The organism is Neisseria sp. 74A18, assembly GCF_001308005.1.
Taxonomy (GTDB): Bacteria; Pseudomonadota; Gammaproteobacteria; order Burkholderiales; family Neisseriaceae; genus Neisseria; species Neisseria dumasiana.
Map to the genome: position 1 here is coordinate 1 of NZ_LGZA01000002.1, position 15,335 is coordinate 15,335.

Sequence of the window (15,335 nt, forward strand, 5' to 3'; positions counted from 1 at the left end):
GGCATTATTCACTACAACCGTATAAACCTTACCTCCACGTTTAAGGATACCGAAAGCCACCACTTTACCTGCTGCTCCCCTACCGCGCTTTCCTTTACGCTTACCGCCGAAATAGCTCTCATCCAATTCTATAGTGCCCTCAAAAACCTGATCTGCTTCCAAAGCCAAATGATGGCTGATAACAAGACGGATTTTACGGTAGAAGAGAATAGCCGTATTGGGCTGAATACCCAAGATATCGGCAGCAGAACGTGCGGTTACTTCCAATACAAAATATTCAAGCAGTTTTCTTTGCAGACTCTTCTTTAACTTACAGTGGGTTATCTTCATTTTGGCAGCCTATCATGACTGCTAATCTACGTCAGCCCCTAAAAAAAAACCGATCCGGTTGAAGATCGGGTTTTTTTATCGGGTATCTTTTATTACAGCAGGCATATTGATACAAAAGGTATAAAGTCAATCCACTTAAGTTTTGCTACGGTGTTGCGCCTTTGCATTAAAATTAAGTTAATTGACTATAATGAATACATTGTTTTTTAAGTTGGCTGAATTTATTAGCTGCTTTATTCTATCCGCACATATTCTACCGAAAGTATTTCGATTACTTCGCGACCTTCAGGGCCGTTCAGCACCACTTCGTCGCCCTCTCTGGCTTTGATTAAGCAGCGGGCGAGCGGAGAAATCCACGATATTTTGTTTTTTGCTGTGTCGATTTCATCGATACCGACAATTCTCACAATCTGTTCGCTGCCGTCGCCGCGCAAAAGTTCTACTGTTGCACCGAAAAACACCTGATCCGTCGCTTCGCGGGTTTCGGGGTCAACCACATGCGCTGCTTCCAAACGTTTGGTTAGAAAGCGGATGCGCCGGTCTATTTCGCGCATGCGGCGTTTACCGTAAAGGTAGTCGCCGTTTTCACTACGGTCGCCGTTGCCGGCCGCCCAGTTGACAATCTGTACGATTTCGGGGCGTTCTTTGTTAACGAGGTTGTACAGCTCGTCTTTCAACGCCTGCCAACCTGTGGGGGTGATGTAGTTTTTTTGAATATCCGTACTCATGGTTTAAGGCCGTCTGAATATCTGAAGGCGTTATTTTAACTCATCAGAAGGTTTTTCAGACGGCCTTTGCCATTCTTTTGATTGGTTTGAGCTAACCGACCACCTGCCGACGGTTGCGTTGATAGCGTGTGTATTTGCGGTAGAGCCAAAATGCCACCATTAATACTACAAATACTGCCAAAATAGGTACAAACAGGCTTAATATGCTCATCACCACGGCAATGCCTGTTTCGATAATTGAAAATACCGGGTTGGCCAAGCCGCCGGTAGTGGCGGTACTGGCCGCACGGGTAACGGCATTGGTGCTTTTTATCGCTGCCGCAGCACCGCCGCCTGCAATGATGGCCAAAGCCCAAGTAACCGCCGGGCTTAAATCGGCGGCAGTGGAGGCCATAACCGCCGTGCCCGCCAAACCGGCCAGAGGAACGGCAATGGTGTCGAGCAGGTTGTCTACAAAAGGAATCAGGTAGCTTAATGATTCAGTAATGGCAGCAATGCCTAAGATAATCAAAGCGTTGGTGCTGGCCAGCCATTGCCAGTTTTCATTGAGCGGCCATACACCGAAATAGGCGGAAACACTAAGGGCAAATAAAGGAAGAAATACGCGGAAGCCTGTGCCGGCTGCCAAACCTATGCCGAGCGCAATGCTGAGAATGGTATCGAAGTTCATGATGTTTTCAGAGATATTAAAAAGAAATCACACTTTACCATCACGTTATGATGGTATGAAAGGCATGTTCAGGTATGGTCGGCGCAAAATAACCGGCCTGTTCATGTTTTGTTGAAGACGTTACAGAATAGGCTAAAAACACAGAAATACACATCAGATGGGAAAGGTTTCGGGCTGTTTTTGATAGCCGTATATCGTTGACCGAAGGCCGTCTGAAAAGTTTAATCGCTTATAGTCTCACAACACATTCTTGCCGCGCCGTAGCTTAAAGAGAACGATTTTGCCGCAAAAGTAACGCGGCGACAGAATCGGTTTCGTTCTACCTGTGCCGTTTGCGGCTTGCTGCTTTGTGATGAAAATATATCAGGGGGCTATAAGCAGTTAAACTTTTCAGACGGCCTCAACATGCCTTTTACCGTAACCATTACGGCCGCAGCCTGAACCGACAGCAGAACGCACACTACGCCCGTCCAGCCGTATCGTGAGTAAGCCAAACCGCACAGCCACGCGCCCAGGGTGCCGCCGCCGTAATAAGCCATGTAATACAATCCGGAGGCAAGCGAGCGGCCTTCCCTCACGTTGGCCGCAATATAGCTGATGGTGGCGGCCTGAGTAATAAATACGCCGGAAGACATCAAAACCAACGCGGCAATAATAACGGGAAGCGGGGCAAATAATGTGCCGGCTACGCCCACCGCCGAGGCGGCAATGGCCAGCATAATCGTGCGGGCGCTGCCGAAACGGGTTATCAGTTTGGACGACAAAGGCGTAATCACCATGCCGATCAGATATACGGAAAAAAGATTGGCCAAGCCGCCGCTGTCGAGCGAATAGGGTGCTTCGGCAAGATACAGATTTATATAGGTAAAGCAGCCCACCAACGAGCACAATACGCACGCTCCGAGCAGGCATGCCGCAATCACATAGCGGTTTTTCAGGTGGTTCGACAAGGTGTGTAAGGCCGTCTGAAAATGCGGCTTGGCTGTGAACTTTTGCGAGGCAGGCAACTGTTTGCCGATAAAAAACGCACTAAGCACAGCCAGAAGCGCCATTGCATAAAACGCTGCGCGCCATCCGATGATTTCGCTTAAATGGCCGAGAATAAAACGCCCGAGAAAGCCGCCTAATACCGTTCCCGCCACATAAAGCGACATCAGCCGTGTCATTGCTTTGCCGTCGAATTCCTCCCCGATGTAGGCGATCAGCACTACCGTAATGCCCGGCACAGCCACACCCTGTAAAAAGCGCAGCAACATCATTTGCCCGATTGTCTGCACGCCGGCCAAAAGTGCGGTGGGTATGGCAAGAAACAACAGAGAACCGACAATAAATATTTTTCGTCCGACCGCATCCGACAACATCCCCATAAAAGGCGACATCATGGCCACGCCCAAAACGGTTGCTCCTACCGAAAGCCCGGCCTGCACTTCAGTTGCCGCCAAATCCCGAACCAATAAGGGCAAAATGGCTTGTAAGGAATAAACCTGTAAAAAAGCAGAAAGCCCGGTTACCGCAACCGCCAAGCGCAACAACAAAGGCACTTGCCGCGCTAATGTTTCCTCATCGCCTTGATTCTGCATTATGCAACACCCCGTTAAATTTTCTGGCCGGCTAATTTTTACCTAACTGTCCCTGTTTAGAATGCCAAGCATAGGGAGCCGAGTTCCCCTGCTTAAACTCACTAAATCATTGAAAAGGATGCTTACTATGTTGAAATTAAACAAAACCATCGCTGCTTTGTTGGCCTCTGCCTTTATGATTGCCGCCGCACCTGCTATGGCCGATAGCGACGATTACTACCTGCAGCAAAATCCGGGTAAATACATCACGCACGATGCTGCCGCTAACGCCGCTTTGAAAAAATTTCCCGGTGCATTTATCAAAGAAGTTGATTTCGATATGAGCCGCCACCGCGGAGCACATTATGATGTCGAGCTGATTACCAAAGGCGGTCAAGAATACGACGTGGTAGTGGATGCCAAAAACGGCAGAATCCTCTCTTCACGTATCGACTATTGATTTATTCCCTTCGTTTCACAACTGGTTTACGGCCTGAAAGTATAACGCTTTTCAGGCCGCTTTTTTGTTTATAGCAAATAAACTTTATTTCTGATACGGCGTTGCTGCGCTTTATTGCCTTGTATCAAAAACAGCTTTATTTGCCATATTCTGCCCATTTGGGCTTTTGCGCCAAAACCTTACCGTAAATAGGGCAGTTCTCTTTATGAGCGCCTTGCAGATAACCCGTACTCATCAAAAATTCGTTTACGATTTCCCCGCCGACAAATTTGAAATGCTTTTTAAAAAGCTTTGTCCATTCGGGCAGACTTCGAGGGTGGTGCTGATCCAGCCAATTGCGGAAAGAACCGTATTTCTGCCGTAAGATTAACAGCTGCCGTGCATTATAAATGGCCGCATCAATTTTCAAACGGTTACGGATAATACCCACATCATTCAATAAGCGGGTACGGTCGGCATCGTCATAAGCGGCAACCGCAGAAATATCGAAACCTGAATAAGCCGTCTGAAAAGCTTTTTGTTTCTTTAAGATTAACGTCCAGCTCAGCCCCGCTTGATTGATTTCCAATACCAAACGTTCAAATAACTCGTTGTCACTGCAGACGGGAAAGCCGTAAACATGATCGTGGTAATGCTTGTTCGGATTGCCTGTATCATTCGGTAGCGTGTTGGCAAAATCACAATAATCCATACTCAGACGGCCTCGATAATAACTAACAGAGAAGCCGGGAAAAATATAGCAGAAATAGTTTCGGTAAGCTGCATTTTTTGTTATAGCTTGTTGAAGTAAAGATAAAATTTATAAGCCGGTTGTTAAAGTAACCATATTAGTGGGGATGTAAAAAAACAGCCCGAAAATCGGGCTGTTTTTTTGATGGTGCCGACATCGAGACTTGAACTCGAACGACCTAGGGTCACTACCCCCTCAAGATAGCGTGTCTACCAATTCCACCATGTCGGCATAAAACTTATAATTTTTTCAATTTAAATTAAATTTGTTGTATGGATTAACTAAAAGTTAACCAAACAAGTATTTATTTTGCAGGAGATGCAGGTGTTTGCTGTGTATTGTCCGCAGGAAGGGTTTGTACCGGAGCAGGAGTGCTTTGCTGTACCGTGCTGAAATCCAATCCGTGCTTGCTGCTATGGGTATTGGTGTAAACCATGGCCATGCAGGTGGCAAAGAAAATGGTTGCTGCTATGGCGGTGCTGCGGCTTAAAAAGTTGGCATTGCCGCCTGAGCCGAATACGCCTTGTGCGCTACCGCTTCCAGAACCGAATGTGGCACCTGCGTCTGCGCCTTTGCCATGCTGCATCAAAACCAGCACGATAACTGCCAAGGCGGAGAAGATATTGATAATCCAAATAACGGTTTTAAAAGCTTCCATAATCTTTACGAATCTTGTGCGGCATCGATAATGGCGGTAAATGAATCGTATGATAACGAGGCTCCGCCTACTAATGCGCCGTCTACATAGGGCACGGCGAAAATGTCTGCTGCATTGTTTGCGTTGACGCTTCCGCCGTAAAGGATGCGAATATTAACATCGTTGCCGCACAATGACAAGATTTGTTTGTGAATAAATGCGTGCATGGCGGCAATTTGGTCGGTTGTGGCAACTTTGCCTGTGCCGATGGCCCACACGGGTTCGTAAGCTACGGCGATGTTTTTGGTGTCAAGCCCTTCTAAAATGGAAAGTTGGTGGGCGATGATTTCCTGTTCGCGGCCTGCTTCGCGCTCTTCCAAGCTTTCGCCGACACACAAAAGGGGAGTCAAACCGACGTTTAATACGTTGACCATTTTTTGACGCTGGATTTCGTTCTTTTCACCGAAATACAGGCTTCGTTCGGAGTGCCCGATCAATACGATATCGACGCCGATGTCGGCCATCATGTCGGCGGATACTTCGCCGGTGTAGGCGCCGTTGTTGGGAAAGCGGCTGACATCTTGCGCGCAGGTAAGAATGCGGTTGTTCAGCACAATCTGCATGGCGTTGTGCAGCTGGAGCAGATATACGGTGGGAGCGGCCAAGCCGATGACGACCCGGTCTGCTGTGGGCATAATGCGGAAACGGTGCATTAAAGCATTATTGTTTTGCAGGCGGCCGTTCATTTTCCAGTTGCCGATAACCCATTTTTTATCCCACATGATTTGGTCCTTTATTTACTTCCAGAATGTTTTGATTTTAACGCACATTGACAGGGTGTGTGGCGGTTTAATATGTAGAGAAAATGAAAAGGATGTGTGTTTTTATTGAATTTTATAGAAATTTTATTTGGTATTTTGCGTAAGGGGGCGGCAGACTTGACCGTGTAAACGGCTTGGCCTGACAATGCTGTTTGTTTTAATGGATTGGTATGGAATCAAACGACATGCACGAGCTTCATATAGAAAGTACGGATAAGGCGGAAATTTATCAGGAAATTCTGCCTCAGATTGAGAGCCTGATTGGGGATGAAACCGATTTGATTGCGAATTTGGCCAATATTGCTGCGGTATTGAAAGCGGCATTCGGTTGGTTGTGGGTGGGTTTTTATCTTGCAGATGAGACAAAGCGCGAATTGGTACTCGGGCCGTTTCAGGGGCCGTTGGCGTGTACGCGTATTCCTTTCGGCAGGGGCGTGTGCGGTCAGGCTTGGGCGCAGGGGCAGACGATTGTGGTGGAAGACGTTAACCGGCATCCTGATCATATTGCCTGTTCGTCTTTGTCGCAGTCGGAAATTGTCGTGCCGGTGAAAAACCAATCGGGCAGGTTGATTGCGGTGTTGGATGCCGATGCGGAAACCACCGCCTGTTTCGACAGTACGGATGAATATTATTTGGGCAGGCTGGCGGAAATGATTGCCGACAACCAAGCCTGAGGCCGTCTGAAAAATACTGTTATACTGCGGGGAAAACCATTATAATCATGCGCTGTATTTGATTGGGCTGTATATTTATATTTTTAGTTGATAAACCATGCTTTCTCGGGCGATGCGGCCGGGAGTGCAGTTAACCACACCGAATAAAATAATCACGGAGCACGGAATGAATTTTGATCAGGCACGTTTCAATATGGTAGAGCAACAAATCCGCCCTTGGGATGTGTTGGACTTCGATGTTTTGGATGCGTTGAGCGAAGTTCCGCGCGAATATTTTGTTGACCAATCGCAGCAGGCTTATGCTTATGCGGATAAAACGTTGCCGCTGCCCAACGGCGGCAGCATGTTGGAGCCTAAAATCGTGGCCCGCCTGATTCAGGGGCTGGCTTTGAAGGCGGACGACAAGGTGTTGGAAGTCGGTACGGGGTCGGGTTATACGGCGGCCTTATTGAGCAAACTCAGTGCCAATGTGGTTACCGTGGATGTTGACGAACAGCAGCAGCAACGTGCCAAAGCGGTATTGGATAAATTGGGTTTCAATAAAATCATTTATCAGGTTGGCGACGGTTTGGCGGGCGTGTCGGGGCAATCGCCTTTTGATGCGGTATATATCGGCGGAGCCGTGCCCGAAGTGCCGGAAGCGTTGAAAAACCAGCTGAGTAACGGCGGACGCATGGTTGTGGTGGTGGGTGAAGCACCGGTTCAGCGTGCTTTGCTGATTACGCGCAACGGCGATTCGTTTAGTGAAGAAGTGCTGTTTGACACTTATATCCCCGGATTGAAAACGCCGACTTTATCGCCTTCTGCAAAATTTAATTTTTAAGCTTGACGATCAGGCCGTCTGAAAAAGCTTTTTCAGACGGCCTTATTATTTTGAGACAACAGAAATCCGTAGAGCAAACGGGTGGAAAGTGAACCGAAAATGATTCCGCAAATTTCTCCTATCGAGTTAAAGCAATGGTTGGACGAGGGCATGCAGTTTGTGCTGCTCGATGTGCGTACCGACGAAGAAGTGGATTTGTGTGCTTTACCCGGCCATACCCATATTCCGATGAATCTGATTCCCATGCGTTATAACGAGTTGCCCGACGATGTGCCGATTGTGGTGTATTGCCATCACGGCATCCGCAGCCTGCATACGGCCATGTATTTGGCGGAAGCCGGGTTCGAGCAGCTGTATAACCTGCAGGGCGGGATTGATGCTTGGTCGGTTTTGGTGGATTCGGAAACGCCGCGCTACTGACCGTAGGCGTCGGCACGCATCATTGACCGGCGTAATGTTTGATATCGGAATCCGAGCCGAGAAACTCGGCCTGTGCCGAACAGATTTTTGCCGCTTAAGCGGCATTTTTTTCGCATTGCTTCCCTGCATCGGCCGATATCGGCGGGAAAAATTCTGTGAAGCTTGTGCCAAGCGATGTTTAATGTTGAAACGGTTTGCAGTTTTTTATCAATGAAATATGGGTTGCACGCCAAATAGGGATGCCGTCTGAAAAAAAGCCATACGGTAAGGCGGCGGTTCGGAAGGATGTTTCCGGTAGAGTGGTTTTATTTTTATGGCATTGAATCAACTTAATATTTTTTAACCGGCTGCCATCCGGCCCGATGAACTTTTCTTTGTCGATTCTTTCTCACAAGCACATGTTTTCGAACATGGTGTTTTATTGATTTTATTTTATTGATTTTATAAGGATATACAAATGAAAAAGTTTGCTTTAATTTTATCGCTGGCTGCCATGTCTGCTGCCGTAACTGCTGCTCCGGCCGAACAAACCATTAAAAAGCCGGGCGAGACCAAAGTATCTGCTTCAAAAGCAGCTAAAACCAAAAGTGCAGATAAAACCACAGCAACGGCTACTCCGCTGGATGCTTCCGGTGTGAATATCGCAAGCGGTGTTGTGAAATAAACGGCCGCGAAACAGGGGGCTTCGGAATAACGGTTTGAATGCTTTAAGCTGTATGTGTGCCGTTTATTCGCAAGTTCCTTTGTCTGAAAGCCAACCTGCCGCATTTGCGGCAGGTTTTTTTACGGTTTAAGCATTTTGCCGAAACTCCGTTTGCAGTGCGTTATTGCTTCGTATGCTGCCCGTGCGCTTGTTTATCGTATGATGGGCGCAAAGGTCTCTGTTTGGGTTCTTTTCCTGAGCGTTAGAGTATGCTTTCGCAAAGGCGGTTTCACGCATCATGTTGCTGCGTTGTATAATACATACGGCTAATTGATTGAAAAACCATGCGTGCCGCACTTGTGCGTGAAGCGGATATCCCGTGTGCCGATAACCGATGAGGTTGGCGGATATCGGGTGCAAGTGTGTTGTGCTCTCCCGTAACCAAGTGAATTTATTTGCCGCACGACTACCAAGCCGCCTTCGGGTGGCTTGGTTTATTATATTGATTTCTTGTTGGAAAGATTGTGTTATGCCCCTGACTCCTCCTGTGCTTAACGAAAGGCAGATGGCTTTTCTGCTGGCTTCGCTGGTGGCTCTGATGCCTTTGTCTATCGATACTTATCTGCCCGCGATTCCCGATATGGCGAAGAGTTTGGGGGCGGATATCCACCGTATCGAGCAGAGTTTGAGTGCTTTTTTGTTCGGCGTGGCGGCGGGGCAGATTGTGGGCGGTTCGCTTTCGGATATTAAAGGCCGCCGCATCATTGCATTGCTGGGTTTGGTGGTTTATTTAATCAGTGTTGCCGGGTTGGCGGCGGTTCAAACGGTGGAGCAATTGCTGCTGCTGAGGTTGCTGCAAGCCTTTGGTGCGGGGATGGCTGTGGTGGTTGTGGGGGCGACGGTGCGCGATCATTACGAGGGCCGTCAGGCCGCGCAAATGTTTGCCTTGATCGGCATTATCATGATGGCCGCGCCTCTGTTGGCGCCGATGCTGGGAGCGGCCTTGAAAAGTTTGGGCGGTTGGCGTGCTATTTTTGTTTTTTTAGGCGTTTATGCTGCGGCCGTGTGGTGTTTGCTTTATATCTGTTTGGCGAAGCCGAAAGAAACCGGCCGTATAGACGGACGTATTTTTCCGGTGGTGTTAGGGCGTTATAAAAGTGTATTGTCCACCAAGCCTGCCTTGGGTTATCTGTTTTTCCAAGCCTTCAGTTTTTCTTCGATGTTTGTTTTTTTAACCGAATCATCGTTTGTTTATATGGAGCTGTATGGTGTTTCGGCACATGCTTATGCGTGGGTTTTCGGTATGAACATCATAACGATGGCGCTGTTTAACCGTGTTACGGCATGGCGCTTGAAAAACGGTACGCATGCTCAGGATATTTTGAAATGGGGTATTGCCGTGCAACTTATTGCCAATGCTTTGATGTTTGCATCGGTGTGGTGGTTGAAGCTGCCGCATATGTGGCTTTTGGTGGGATTCGTTGTGGTGTCGGTAGGTACGCAGGGGTTGATTACCGCTAACACCCAAGCATGCTTTATGGAGTATTTCCGAAAAGAGGGCGGCAGCGCCAATGCGGTGCTGGGGGTGTGCCAGTCGGTAATCGGAGCGGTTATGGGTATGCTTACGACTTGGCTGCACAACGGTACGGCGCTGGTTATGGCGGGGATGATGCTGGTGTGTACGATGATGGGCGTTATTCTGTTGTGGCTGTGCTCGCGTGATGCTTGGTTGGAAAACCGCGGCGGCAAGATGTTGTGATGAATGTTGCGGGCTTGAGGCCGTCTGAAAATATGGGTTGGCGTTGCCGCCGAACGATTTCGACAGCGGTGATCCGCTATTTTCAGACGGCCTGATAACTTATAGGCGAATAATGTTAAAATCAGCTTCCCATCATTTTGCCGATACGGATAAGAATAATGACTGCCGACGATAAACTGCTGCCGCACCGCAATGCGATTGATGAAATAGATGCCACCATTCTGCGCCTGCTCAACGAGCGCGCCGGACATGCGCGTGCGATTGGAGAATTAAAAGGAACGGGTACGGTGTACCGTCCGGAACGGGAAGCGGCGGTTTTGCGACGGATTCAAGATTTAAACCAAGGGCCGCTGCCCGATGAAGCGGTTACGCGGCTGTTTCGCGAAGTAATGAGCGAGTGTTTGGCGGTTGAACGCCCGCTAACCATCACTTATCTCGGCCCGGCGGGCACATTTACCCAACAGGCGGCGGTTAAACATTTCGGTCATGCCGCCCGCACGCAAGCCTGCACGACTATCGACGAAGGTTTCCGTTTGGTAGAAGCCCGTCAGGCCGATTATGTGGTTACGCCGGTTGAAAATTCGACCGAAGGCAGCGTGGGCCGTGCCTTGGATTTATTGTCGGTTACGCCGTTGAAAGCCTGCGGAGAAGTGGTTTTGCGCATCCACCACCACCTGTTGCGCAAAAACGGCAGCGATATCCGCGGCATCACCAAAGTGTATGCCCATGCCCAAGCATTGGCGCAATGCCATGAATGGTTGAACCGCAACCTTCCCGATGCGGTGCGTATTTCCGTATCCAGCAATGCCGAAGCCGCGCGCTTGGCTGCCGAAACGCAAGAGGAAGGTGTGGCCGCAATCGCCGGGCAAACCGCTGCCGAGATTTACCGCTTAACCAAAGTGGCCGACAGTATTGAAGACGAACCCAACAATACCACCCGTTTTCTGGTGTTGGGACACCAAACCACCACGCCGACGGGGCGCGACAAAACCTCGCTGGTGGTATCGACGCCCAATAAGGCCGGTGCGGTTAATGCGCTGCTCAAGCCTTTTACCGAATTGGGTATTTCCATGACCAAATTCGAAAGCCGTCCCAGCCGTTCCGGATTGTGGGATTATCTTTTCTTTATCGACATTGAAGGCCATAAAGACGACCCGAACGTTCAGACGGCCTTGGCTCAGTTGGCCGAACGGGCTTCGTTTGTGAAAGTGATCGGTGCGTATCCGTTGGCGGTTTTGTAGAAACGGTTGCTCCGCAGCATAAAAAAACCTAATCATTTCAGGCCGGATTGCGGCTTGGGATGATTAGGTTTCTTTTTTTGAGCGGGCAGAAATATCTGCACAAGATGCGGGCAAAAGGTTTCGGGCGGTTATTTGAATAACAAGGTCAATACCAAAGCAACCGCTATCACCGCCAGCCACAGGCTTTGCTGCTGTTGGATTTTCACCAGATGGATATAGGCATCGCGCATCTCCTGCTGGCGGTTTTCATCAACCAGCATATTCAGTTTGCGCGGCAGGGCGGGCAGGATTTGCGCCCAATCGGGTGCTTCGTTTTTCAGATTGTTGAAAAAGGCTTTCGGCCCGACTTGCTCGGCCATCCATTGGGTGAGAAACGGCTTGGCGGTGGCCCACAAATCCAAATCGGGGTCGAGTTGGCGGCCCAAGCCTTCGATGTTTAACAGGGTTTTTTGCAGCAGCACAAGCTGGGGCTGGATTTCCACGTTGAAGCGGCGGCTGGTTTCAAACAGGCGCATCAACACCAAGCCGAAAGAGATTTGCGACAGCGGCTTGTTGAAAATCGGTTCGCACACCGCGCGCACAGCGGATTCCAGTTCTTCGGCGCGGGTATCGGCGGGCACCCAGCCCGATTCGATGTGGGCGGTGGCCACGCGGTGGTAATCGCGGTTGAAAAACGCTAAAAAGTTGATGGCCAGATAGCGTTTGTCGTAGTCGGTAAGGCTGCCGACAATGCCGAAATCCAGCGCAATATAACGGCCGTCGTCGGCAACGAGAATATTGCCCGGGTGCATATCGGCATGGAAAAAGCCGTTGCGGAACACTTGGGTGAAGAAAATTTCCACGCCGTAGCGGGCAAGCTGTTTCAAGTCGATGCCTTTGGCTTTGAGCGCGGCAATGTCGGCAACGGGCGTGCCGTCCATCCATTCGATGGTGAGCACGTCGCGGCTGCAATAGTCGTAAAACACTTTCGGCACGATCAACATGCTGCTGTTTTGAAAGTTGCGGCCGAGTTGGCTGGCATTGGCTGCCTCGCGCATCAGGTCGAGTTCGTCGTGCAGGTATTTGTCGAATTCGGCCACTACCTCGCGCGGCTTCAGGCGTTTGCCGTCGGCGAACAGGCGTTCCACCCAGCCGGCACCGAAGCGCAATAGGGCCAAATCCTGTTCGATAACCGGCAAGAGATTGGGGCGCAATACTTTTACCGCAACCTGTTCGCCGCTGTGCAGGCGCGCTTTGTGTACTTGTGCAATCGAGGCGCTGGCTACGGGACGGGTTTCAAATTCGGCGTAAAGCGTTTCGATGGAATGGCCGAGCGAAGCCTCGATCTGGCGGCGCGAAAGTTCGGCATCAAAAGGCGGCACACGGTCTTGCAGCTTGGCCAGCTCTTGTGCATAAGCGGGAGGAATGAGGTCGGGGCGGGTGGAAAGTACCTGCCCGAATTTCACAAAAATCGGCCCCAAGTTTTCCAGTGCCAAGCGCAAGCGCACGGGCAGCGGTTCGTTTTTCGTTTCGGCAGACTGCGGTATTTTGTCGAACACCGCCCGCAGCCAGCTTTGGCGGATATGGCCGGAAACCAGCTCGGCAAGGCCGAAGCGGTAAACGGTTTGGGCGATGGTTTTGGTGCGTTTAAGCCATTTCATCATGGTTGTTCGGACGGCATAAAAAAAGAGATTATAAAGCATGAACGCTTCGGGTTATACACGCAATATGCCGAAATCTGTTTGGAAGCGGGGCGGTTGTGCCGACGGGGGCTTAAAAGCGGGGAGGGGTTCAGACGACCGGCAGATTGGAAAGCTAACGGGATTTACGGTATATTCCCATCCGCGGTGAAACGGATAATATACCTGCGCCGGCCGCCTCAAGCGGTTGATGCCGTGGTGTTTTAGACGCCGCTTTGAACGGACAGCTCATGAGGCCGTCTGAAAAAACGTTCAGACGGCCTCAAAGCGGAACAGACAATTCATTCAGGATGATTCAAAATGCGTACCATTTTTCTTGCTCTTTTGTTATCGGGTGTGCCGCTGGCAGTATCGGCTGCCGATAATATCGACAAACAACTGCTTGTAATGGCAAACCATTACGAAATCGGCAAGCCCGAGCAGCGCATTAAAAAAATCACATACAGCATTGCCGAGCAAAACAATCAGGACGGCAATATCCAACTCAGCCGCCAAATCGACAAATTTTCCAACGTAAAAATGTTTTCATCGGCGCACAGTCATCTCAAAAACAAAACCAGTTCCGTTAAAGGCCGCCCCGATGCCAAAAGCCTGATTCTGCTCAACCACTGGGAGCTGCGTTGGCGTATGGACGAAGGCTCTTTCATTACTCAAAACATCGAAATCACGCCGCCGCCGGTGCAATGGAGCACTCAGGGGGGAGACTTTCAAAGTTCGGCGGTATTGTTAGACAGCAACGGCCGGATATTCTTAAAAGAGCAATGCCGTTTGGGCGCTCTTCAACCCGCCCAAGCCCTGCATAGCGGATTAAAAGGCGGCGCACAGCACGCCCAATGCAGGCTTGCCATGAACAATGAAGCCGGCACGCTTGATATCGTTCAAGATTTCGACGGCCATTATCTGCCCGGCGCGCAAGTGTTTATTCCGCGCACCTTATTGGTTACCAACAACAGAAACGGCAGAGTAGATAAAATCAGCTATCAGATCGACAAAATCAATTAATCTGCTTAATTTCCCAGATATTTGCCGTGCCGGAACCATCGGCAGATCAGGCCGTCTGAAAACCGTTCAGACGGCTTTTGTTTTAATCGGGCCGTATCGTATAGTTAATCCGCTTAAATTTCATAACGAAGCCGTTATACCCGGGCTTGCCCCGGATATCTTGATTTTCAGCAAATTCAGGCGATACTCGGGTGAAGCCCGGGTATGACGAGTGTAGTATTTTTAAGTTGATCGACTGTATCCTTTTTTATCAAGAGAAAACTGCCATGAAACCTGCTGCCGCCCCTTCTGCCGACCGCGAACGCTTGTTGAAGTCGGCCACCTATGCTTCTACTGCAACGGCGCTTGTGCTGGTGTTGTTGAAAGCTTCGGCATGGCTGCTCAGCGGGTCGGTGAGTATTTTGGCCGGTTTTACCGATTCGCTTACCGATTTGCTGGCCAGCGTGCTTAATCTGTTTGCCGTGCGTTTGGCTTTGCGGCCTGCCGACGAAAAGCACACGTTCGGGCACGGCAAGGCCGAAGGTTTGTCGGCATTGGCGCAAGCGGCCTTTATCGGCGGTTCGGCGGTATTTTTGCTGCTCAATGCGCTTAACCGGCTGATGAACCCCGAGCCTTTGCAGCATACGGCTTGGGGGATTGCCGTGATGGTGGTGTCGTTGGTGCTGACTTCGGCTTTGGTGCTGTTTCAGCGGTATGTGTTGCGACGGCAGGCTTCGCAGGCGATAGCGGCAGACAGGCTGCATTATGTAACCGATTTGTTGTCGAATGCGGTGGTGCTGGCAGGCTTGGTGCTGGCTGCCTACGGTTGGTATGCGGCAGACGGCTGGCCTGCCTTATTGTTGTCGTTATGGATTTTGAAAAGTGCGTTCGACATCGGCAGGGAGGCGGTTAACACGCTGATGGATCACTCGCTTTCGGCGCAGGAAGTGCAAGCGGTGCGTTCGGCGGTGTTGTCCCTGCCCGAGATACAAGGGGTGCATGATTTGAAAACACGCCGTTCGGGCGGCATGGTTTTTGTGCAGCTGCATATTGATTTGGACGCGCAAATGACGCTCTCGGCATCGCACGATATTGCCAAAGCGGCGGCGGCAAAAGTGAAGGCTTTGTTTGCCGAGGCGGATGTGTTGGTGCATACCGACCCTGTTTAGGCAAGGCTTGC

The 15,335-nt window shown here is 50.0% G+C and carries 16 protein-coding genes, 1 tRNA gene and 1 pseudogene; 9 read left to right on the forward strand and 9 right to left on the reverse strand.

Going from position 1 to position 15,335, the window contains the following annotated elements; translation table 11 throughout:
- From AKG43_RS00875 to AKG43_RS00890, 4 genes and pseudogenes are all read right to left on the reverse strand, one after another.
- Positions 1 to 330: pseudogene (locus AKG43_RS00875) on the reverse strand (IS1595 family transposase); the annotation flags it as partial.
- A 233-nt stretch (positions 331 to 563) separates the two neighbouring features.
- On the reverse strand, positions 564 to 1,058 hold the full coding sequence (greB, locus tag AKG43_RS00880) for a transcription elongation factor GreB (protein WP_054598697.1): 495 nt from the start codon (positions 1,056 to 1,058) through the stop codon (positions 564 to 566).
- A gap of 91 nt (positions 1,059 to 1,149) precedes the next feature.
- Positions 1,150 to 1,728 (reverse strand): DUF4126 domain-containing protein, encoded by a 579-nt coding sequence (locus AKG43_RS00885; protein WP_054598698.1) that lies wholly within the window; start codon positions 1,726 to 1,728, stop codon positions 1,150 to 1,152.
- 371 nt (positions 1,729 to 2,099) lie between these two features.
- Entirely contained in the window at positions 2,100 to 3,308 is a 1,209-nt protein-coding gene (locus AKG43_RS00890) for an MFS transporter (protein WP_054598699.1), read from the reverse strand.
- A gap of 127 nt (positions 3,309 to 3,435) precedes the next feature.
- Here AKG43_RS00890 and AKG43_RS00895 point away from each other — a divergent pair, with 127 nt between their 5' ends.
- Complete coding sequence (locus AKG43_RS00895; RefSeq protein ID WP_054598700.1) at positions 3,436 to 3,747, forward strand: PepSY domain-containing protein; 312 nt, start codon at positions 3,436 to 3,438, stop codon at positions 3,745 to 3,747.
- A gap of 136 nt (positions 3,748 to 3,883) precedes the next feature.
- Here the strand turns inward: AKG43_RS00895 and AKG43_RS00900 are convergent, their stop codons facing one another.
- The 4 genes from AKG43_RS00900 to tpiA all read right to left on the reverse strand — a co-directional run bounded on the left by AKG43_RS00900 (position 3,884) and on the right by tpiA (position 5,896).
- Positions 3,884 to 4,438 carry a DNA-3-methyladenine glycosylase I gene (locus AKG43_RS00900; RefSeq protein WP_054598701.1) on the reverse strand — a complete coding sequence of 185 codons (555 nt, stop codon included), beginning with the start codon at positions 4,436 to 4,438 and terminating at the stop codon, positions 3,884 to 3,886.
- Positions 4,439 to 4,622: 184 nt separating this feature from the next.
- A tRNA-Leu gene (locus AKG43_RS00905) sits at positions 4,623 to 4,708 on the reverse strand.
- A gap of 73 nt (positions 4,709 to 4,781) precedes the next feature.
- Positions 4,782 to 5,135: a preprotein translocase subunit SecG gene (gene secG, locus AKG43_RS00910; protein WP_054598702.1), complete on the reverse strand. Its 354-nt coding sequence runs from the start codon at positions 5,133 to 5,135 to the stop codon at positions 4,782 to 4,784.
- Between the two features lie 5 nt (positions 5,136 to 5,140).
- On the reverse strand, positions 5,141 to 5,896 hold the full coding sequence (tpiA, locus tag AKG43_RS00915; protein ID WP_054598703.1) for a triose-phosphate isomerase: 756 nt from the start codon (positions 5,894 to 5,896) through the stop codon (positions 5,141 to 5,143).
- A gap of 224 nt (positions 5,897 to 6,120) precedes the next feature.
- Between tpiA and AKG43_RS00920 the strand changes: the two genes are divergently transcribed.
- From AKG43_RS00920 to pheA, 6 genes are all read left to right on the forward strand, one after another.
- The gene (locus AKG43_RS00920) at positions 6,121 to 6,609 is read left to right on the forward strand and encodes a GAF domain-containing protein (protein WP_054598843.1); all 489 of its coding nucleotides are present in this window, start codon (positions 6,121 to 6,123) and stop codon (positions 6,607 to 6,609) included.
- A gap of 166 nt (positions 6,610 to 6,775) precedes the next feature.
- Positions 6,776 to 7,432: a protein-L-isoaspartate O-methyltransferase gene (locus AKG43_RS00925; RefSeq protein WP_054598704.1), complete on the forward strand. Its 657-nt coding sequence runs from the start codon at positions 6,776 to 6,778 to the stop codon at positions 7,430 to 7,432.
- Positions 7,433 to 7,531: 99 nt separating this feature from the next.
- Positions 7,532 to 7,852, forward strand: a complete 321-nt coding sequence (locus AKG43_RS00930) for a rhodanese-like domain-containing protein (RefSeq protein ID WP_054598705.1) — start codon at positions 7,532 to 7,534, stop codon at positions 7,850 to 7,852.
- Positions 7,853 to 8,309: 457 nt separating this feature from the next.
- Entirely contained in the window at positions 8,310 to 8,516 is a 207-nt protein-coding gene (locus AKG43_RS00935; RefSeq protein ID WP_054598706.1) for a hypothetical protein, read from the forward strand.
- Positions 8,517 to 9,024: 508 nt separating this feature from the next.
- Positions 9,025 to 10,254, forward strand: a complete 1,230-nt coding sequence (locus tag AKG43_RS00940; protein WP_231718076.1) for a multidrug effflux MFS transporter — start codon at positions 9,025 to 9,027, stop codon at positions 10,252 to 10,254.
- Between the two features lie 158 nt (positions 10,255 to 10,412).
- Positions 10,413 to 11,495, forward strand: a complete 1,083-nt coding sequence (gene pheA, locus AKG43_RS00945) for a prephenate dehydratase (RefSeq protein ID WP_054598708.1) — start codon at positions 10,413 to 10,415, stop codon at positions 11,493 to 11,495.
- A 128-nt stretch (positions 11,496 to 11,623) separates the two neighbouring features.
- Here the strand turns inward: pheA and ubiB are convergent, their stop codons facing one another.
- The gene (gene ubiB, locus AKG43_RS00950) at positions 11,624 to 13,135 is read right to left on the reverse strand and encodes a ubiquinone biosynthesis regulatory protein kinase UbiB (RefSeq protein ID WP_054598844.1); all 1,512 of its coding nucleotides are present in this window, start codon (positions 13,133 to 13,135) and stop codon (positions 11,624 to 11,626) included.
- Between the two features lie 339 nt (positions 13,136 to 13,474).
- Between ubiB and AKG43_RS00955 the strand changes: the two genes are divergently transcribed.
- The gene (locus AKG43_RS00955; protein ID WP_054598709.1) at positions 13,475 to 14,176 is read left to right on the forward strand and encodes a hypothetical protein; all 702 of its coding nucleotides are present in this window, start codon (positions 13,475 to 13,477) and stop codon (positions 14,174 to 14,176) included.
- Between the two features lie 266 nt (positions 14,177 to 14,442).
- Positions 14,443 to 15,324: a cation diffusion facilitator family transporter gene (locus AKG43_RS00960; RefSeq protein WP_054598710.1), complete on the forward strand. Its 882-nt coding sequence runs from the start codon at positions 14,443 to 14,445 to the stop codon at positions 15,322 to 15,324.
- The last annotated feature ends 11 nt before the right edge of the window (positions 15,325 to 15,335 follow it).

Excerpts from the sequence above, each read along its gene's own strand:
- AKG43_RS00900 (WP_054598701.1), bottom strand. The coding sequence starts at position 4,438 with ATGGATTATTGTGATTTTGCCAACACGCTACCGAATGATACAGGCAAT.
- AKG43_RS00895 (WP_054598700.1), top strand. The coding sequence starts at position 3,436 with ATGTTGAAATTAAACAAAACCATCGCTGCTTTGTTGGCCTCTGCCTTT.
- AKG43_RS00890 (WP_054598699.1), bottom strand. The coding sequence starts at position 3,308 with ATGCAGAATCAAGGCGATGAGGAAACATTAGCGCGGCAAGTGCCTTTG.
- secG (WP_054598702.1), bottom strand. The coding sequence starts at position 5,135 with ATGGAAGCTTTTAAAACCGTTATTTGGATTATCAATATCTTCTCCGCC.
- AKG43_RS00885 (WP_054598698.1), bottom strand. The coding sequence starts at position 1,728 with ATGAACTTCGATACCATTCTCAGCATTGCGCTCGGCATAGGTTTGGCA.
- tpiA (WP_054598703.1), bottom strand. The coding sequence starts at position 5,896 with ATGTGGGATAAAAAATGGGTTATCGGCAACTGGAAAATGAACGGCCGC.
- AKG43_RS00960 (WP_054598710.1), top strand. The coding sequence starts at position 14,443 with ATGAAACCTGCTGCCGCCCCTTCTGCCGACCGCGAACGCTTGTTGAAG.
- AKG43_RS00940 (WP_231718076.1), top strand. The coding sequence starts at position 9,025 with ATGCCCCTGACTCCTCCTGTGCTTAACGAAAGGCAGATGGCTTTTCTG.
- AKG43_RS00925 (WP_054598704.1), top strand. The coding sequence starts at position 6,776 with ATGAATTTTGATCAGGCACGTTTCAATATGGTAGAGCAACAAATCCGC.
- ubiB (WP_054598844.1), bottom strand. The coding sequence starts at position 13,135 with ATGAAATGGCTTAAACGCACCAAAACCATCGCCCAAACCGTTTACCGC.
- AKG43_RS00935 (WP_054598706.1), top strand. The coding sequence starts at position 8,310 with ATGAAAAAGTTTGCTTTAATTTTATCGCTGGCTGCCATGTCTGCTGCC.
- greB (WP_054598697.1), bottom strand. The coding sequence starts at position 1,058 with ATGAGTACGGATATTCAAAAAAACTACATCACCCCCACAGGTTGGCAG.
- AKG43_RS00955 (WP_054598709.1), top strand. The coding sequence starts at position 13,475 with ATGCGTACCATTTTTCTTGCTCTTTTGTTATCGGGTGTGCCGCTGGCA.
- AKG43_RS00930 (WP_054598705.1), top strand. The coding sequence starts at position 7,532 with ATGATTCCGCAAATTTCTCCTATCGAGTTAAAGCAATGGTTGGACGAG.
- AKG43_RS00920 (WP_054598843.1), top strand. The coding sequence starts at position 6,121 with ATGCACGAGCTTCATATAGAAAGTACGGATAAGGCGGAAATTTATCAG.
- pheA (WP_054598708.1), top strand. The coding sequence starts at position 10,413 with ATGACTGCCGACGATAAACTGCTGCCGCACCGCAATGCGATTGATGAA.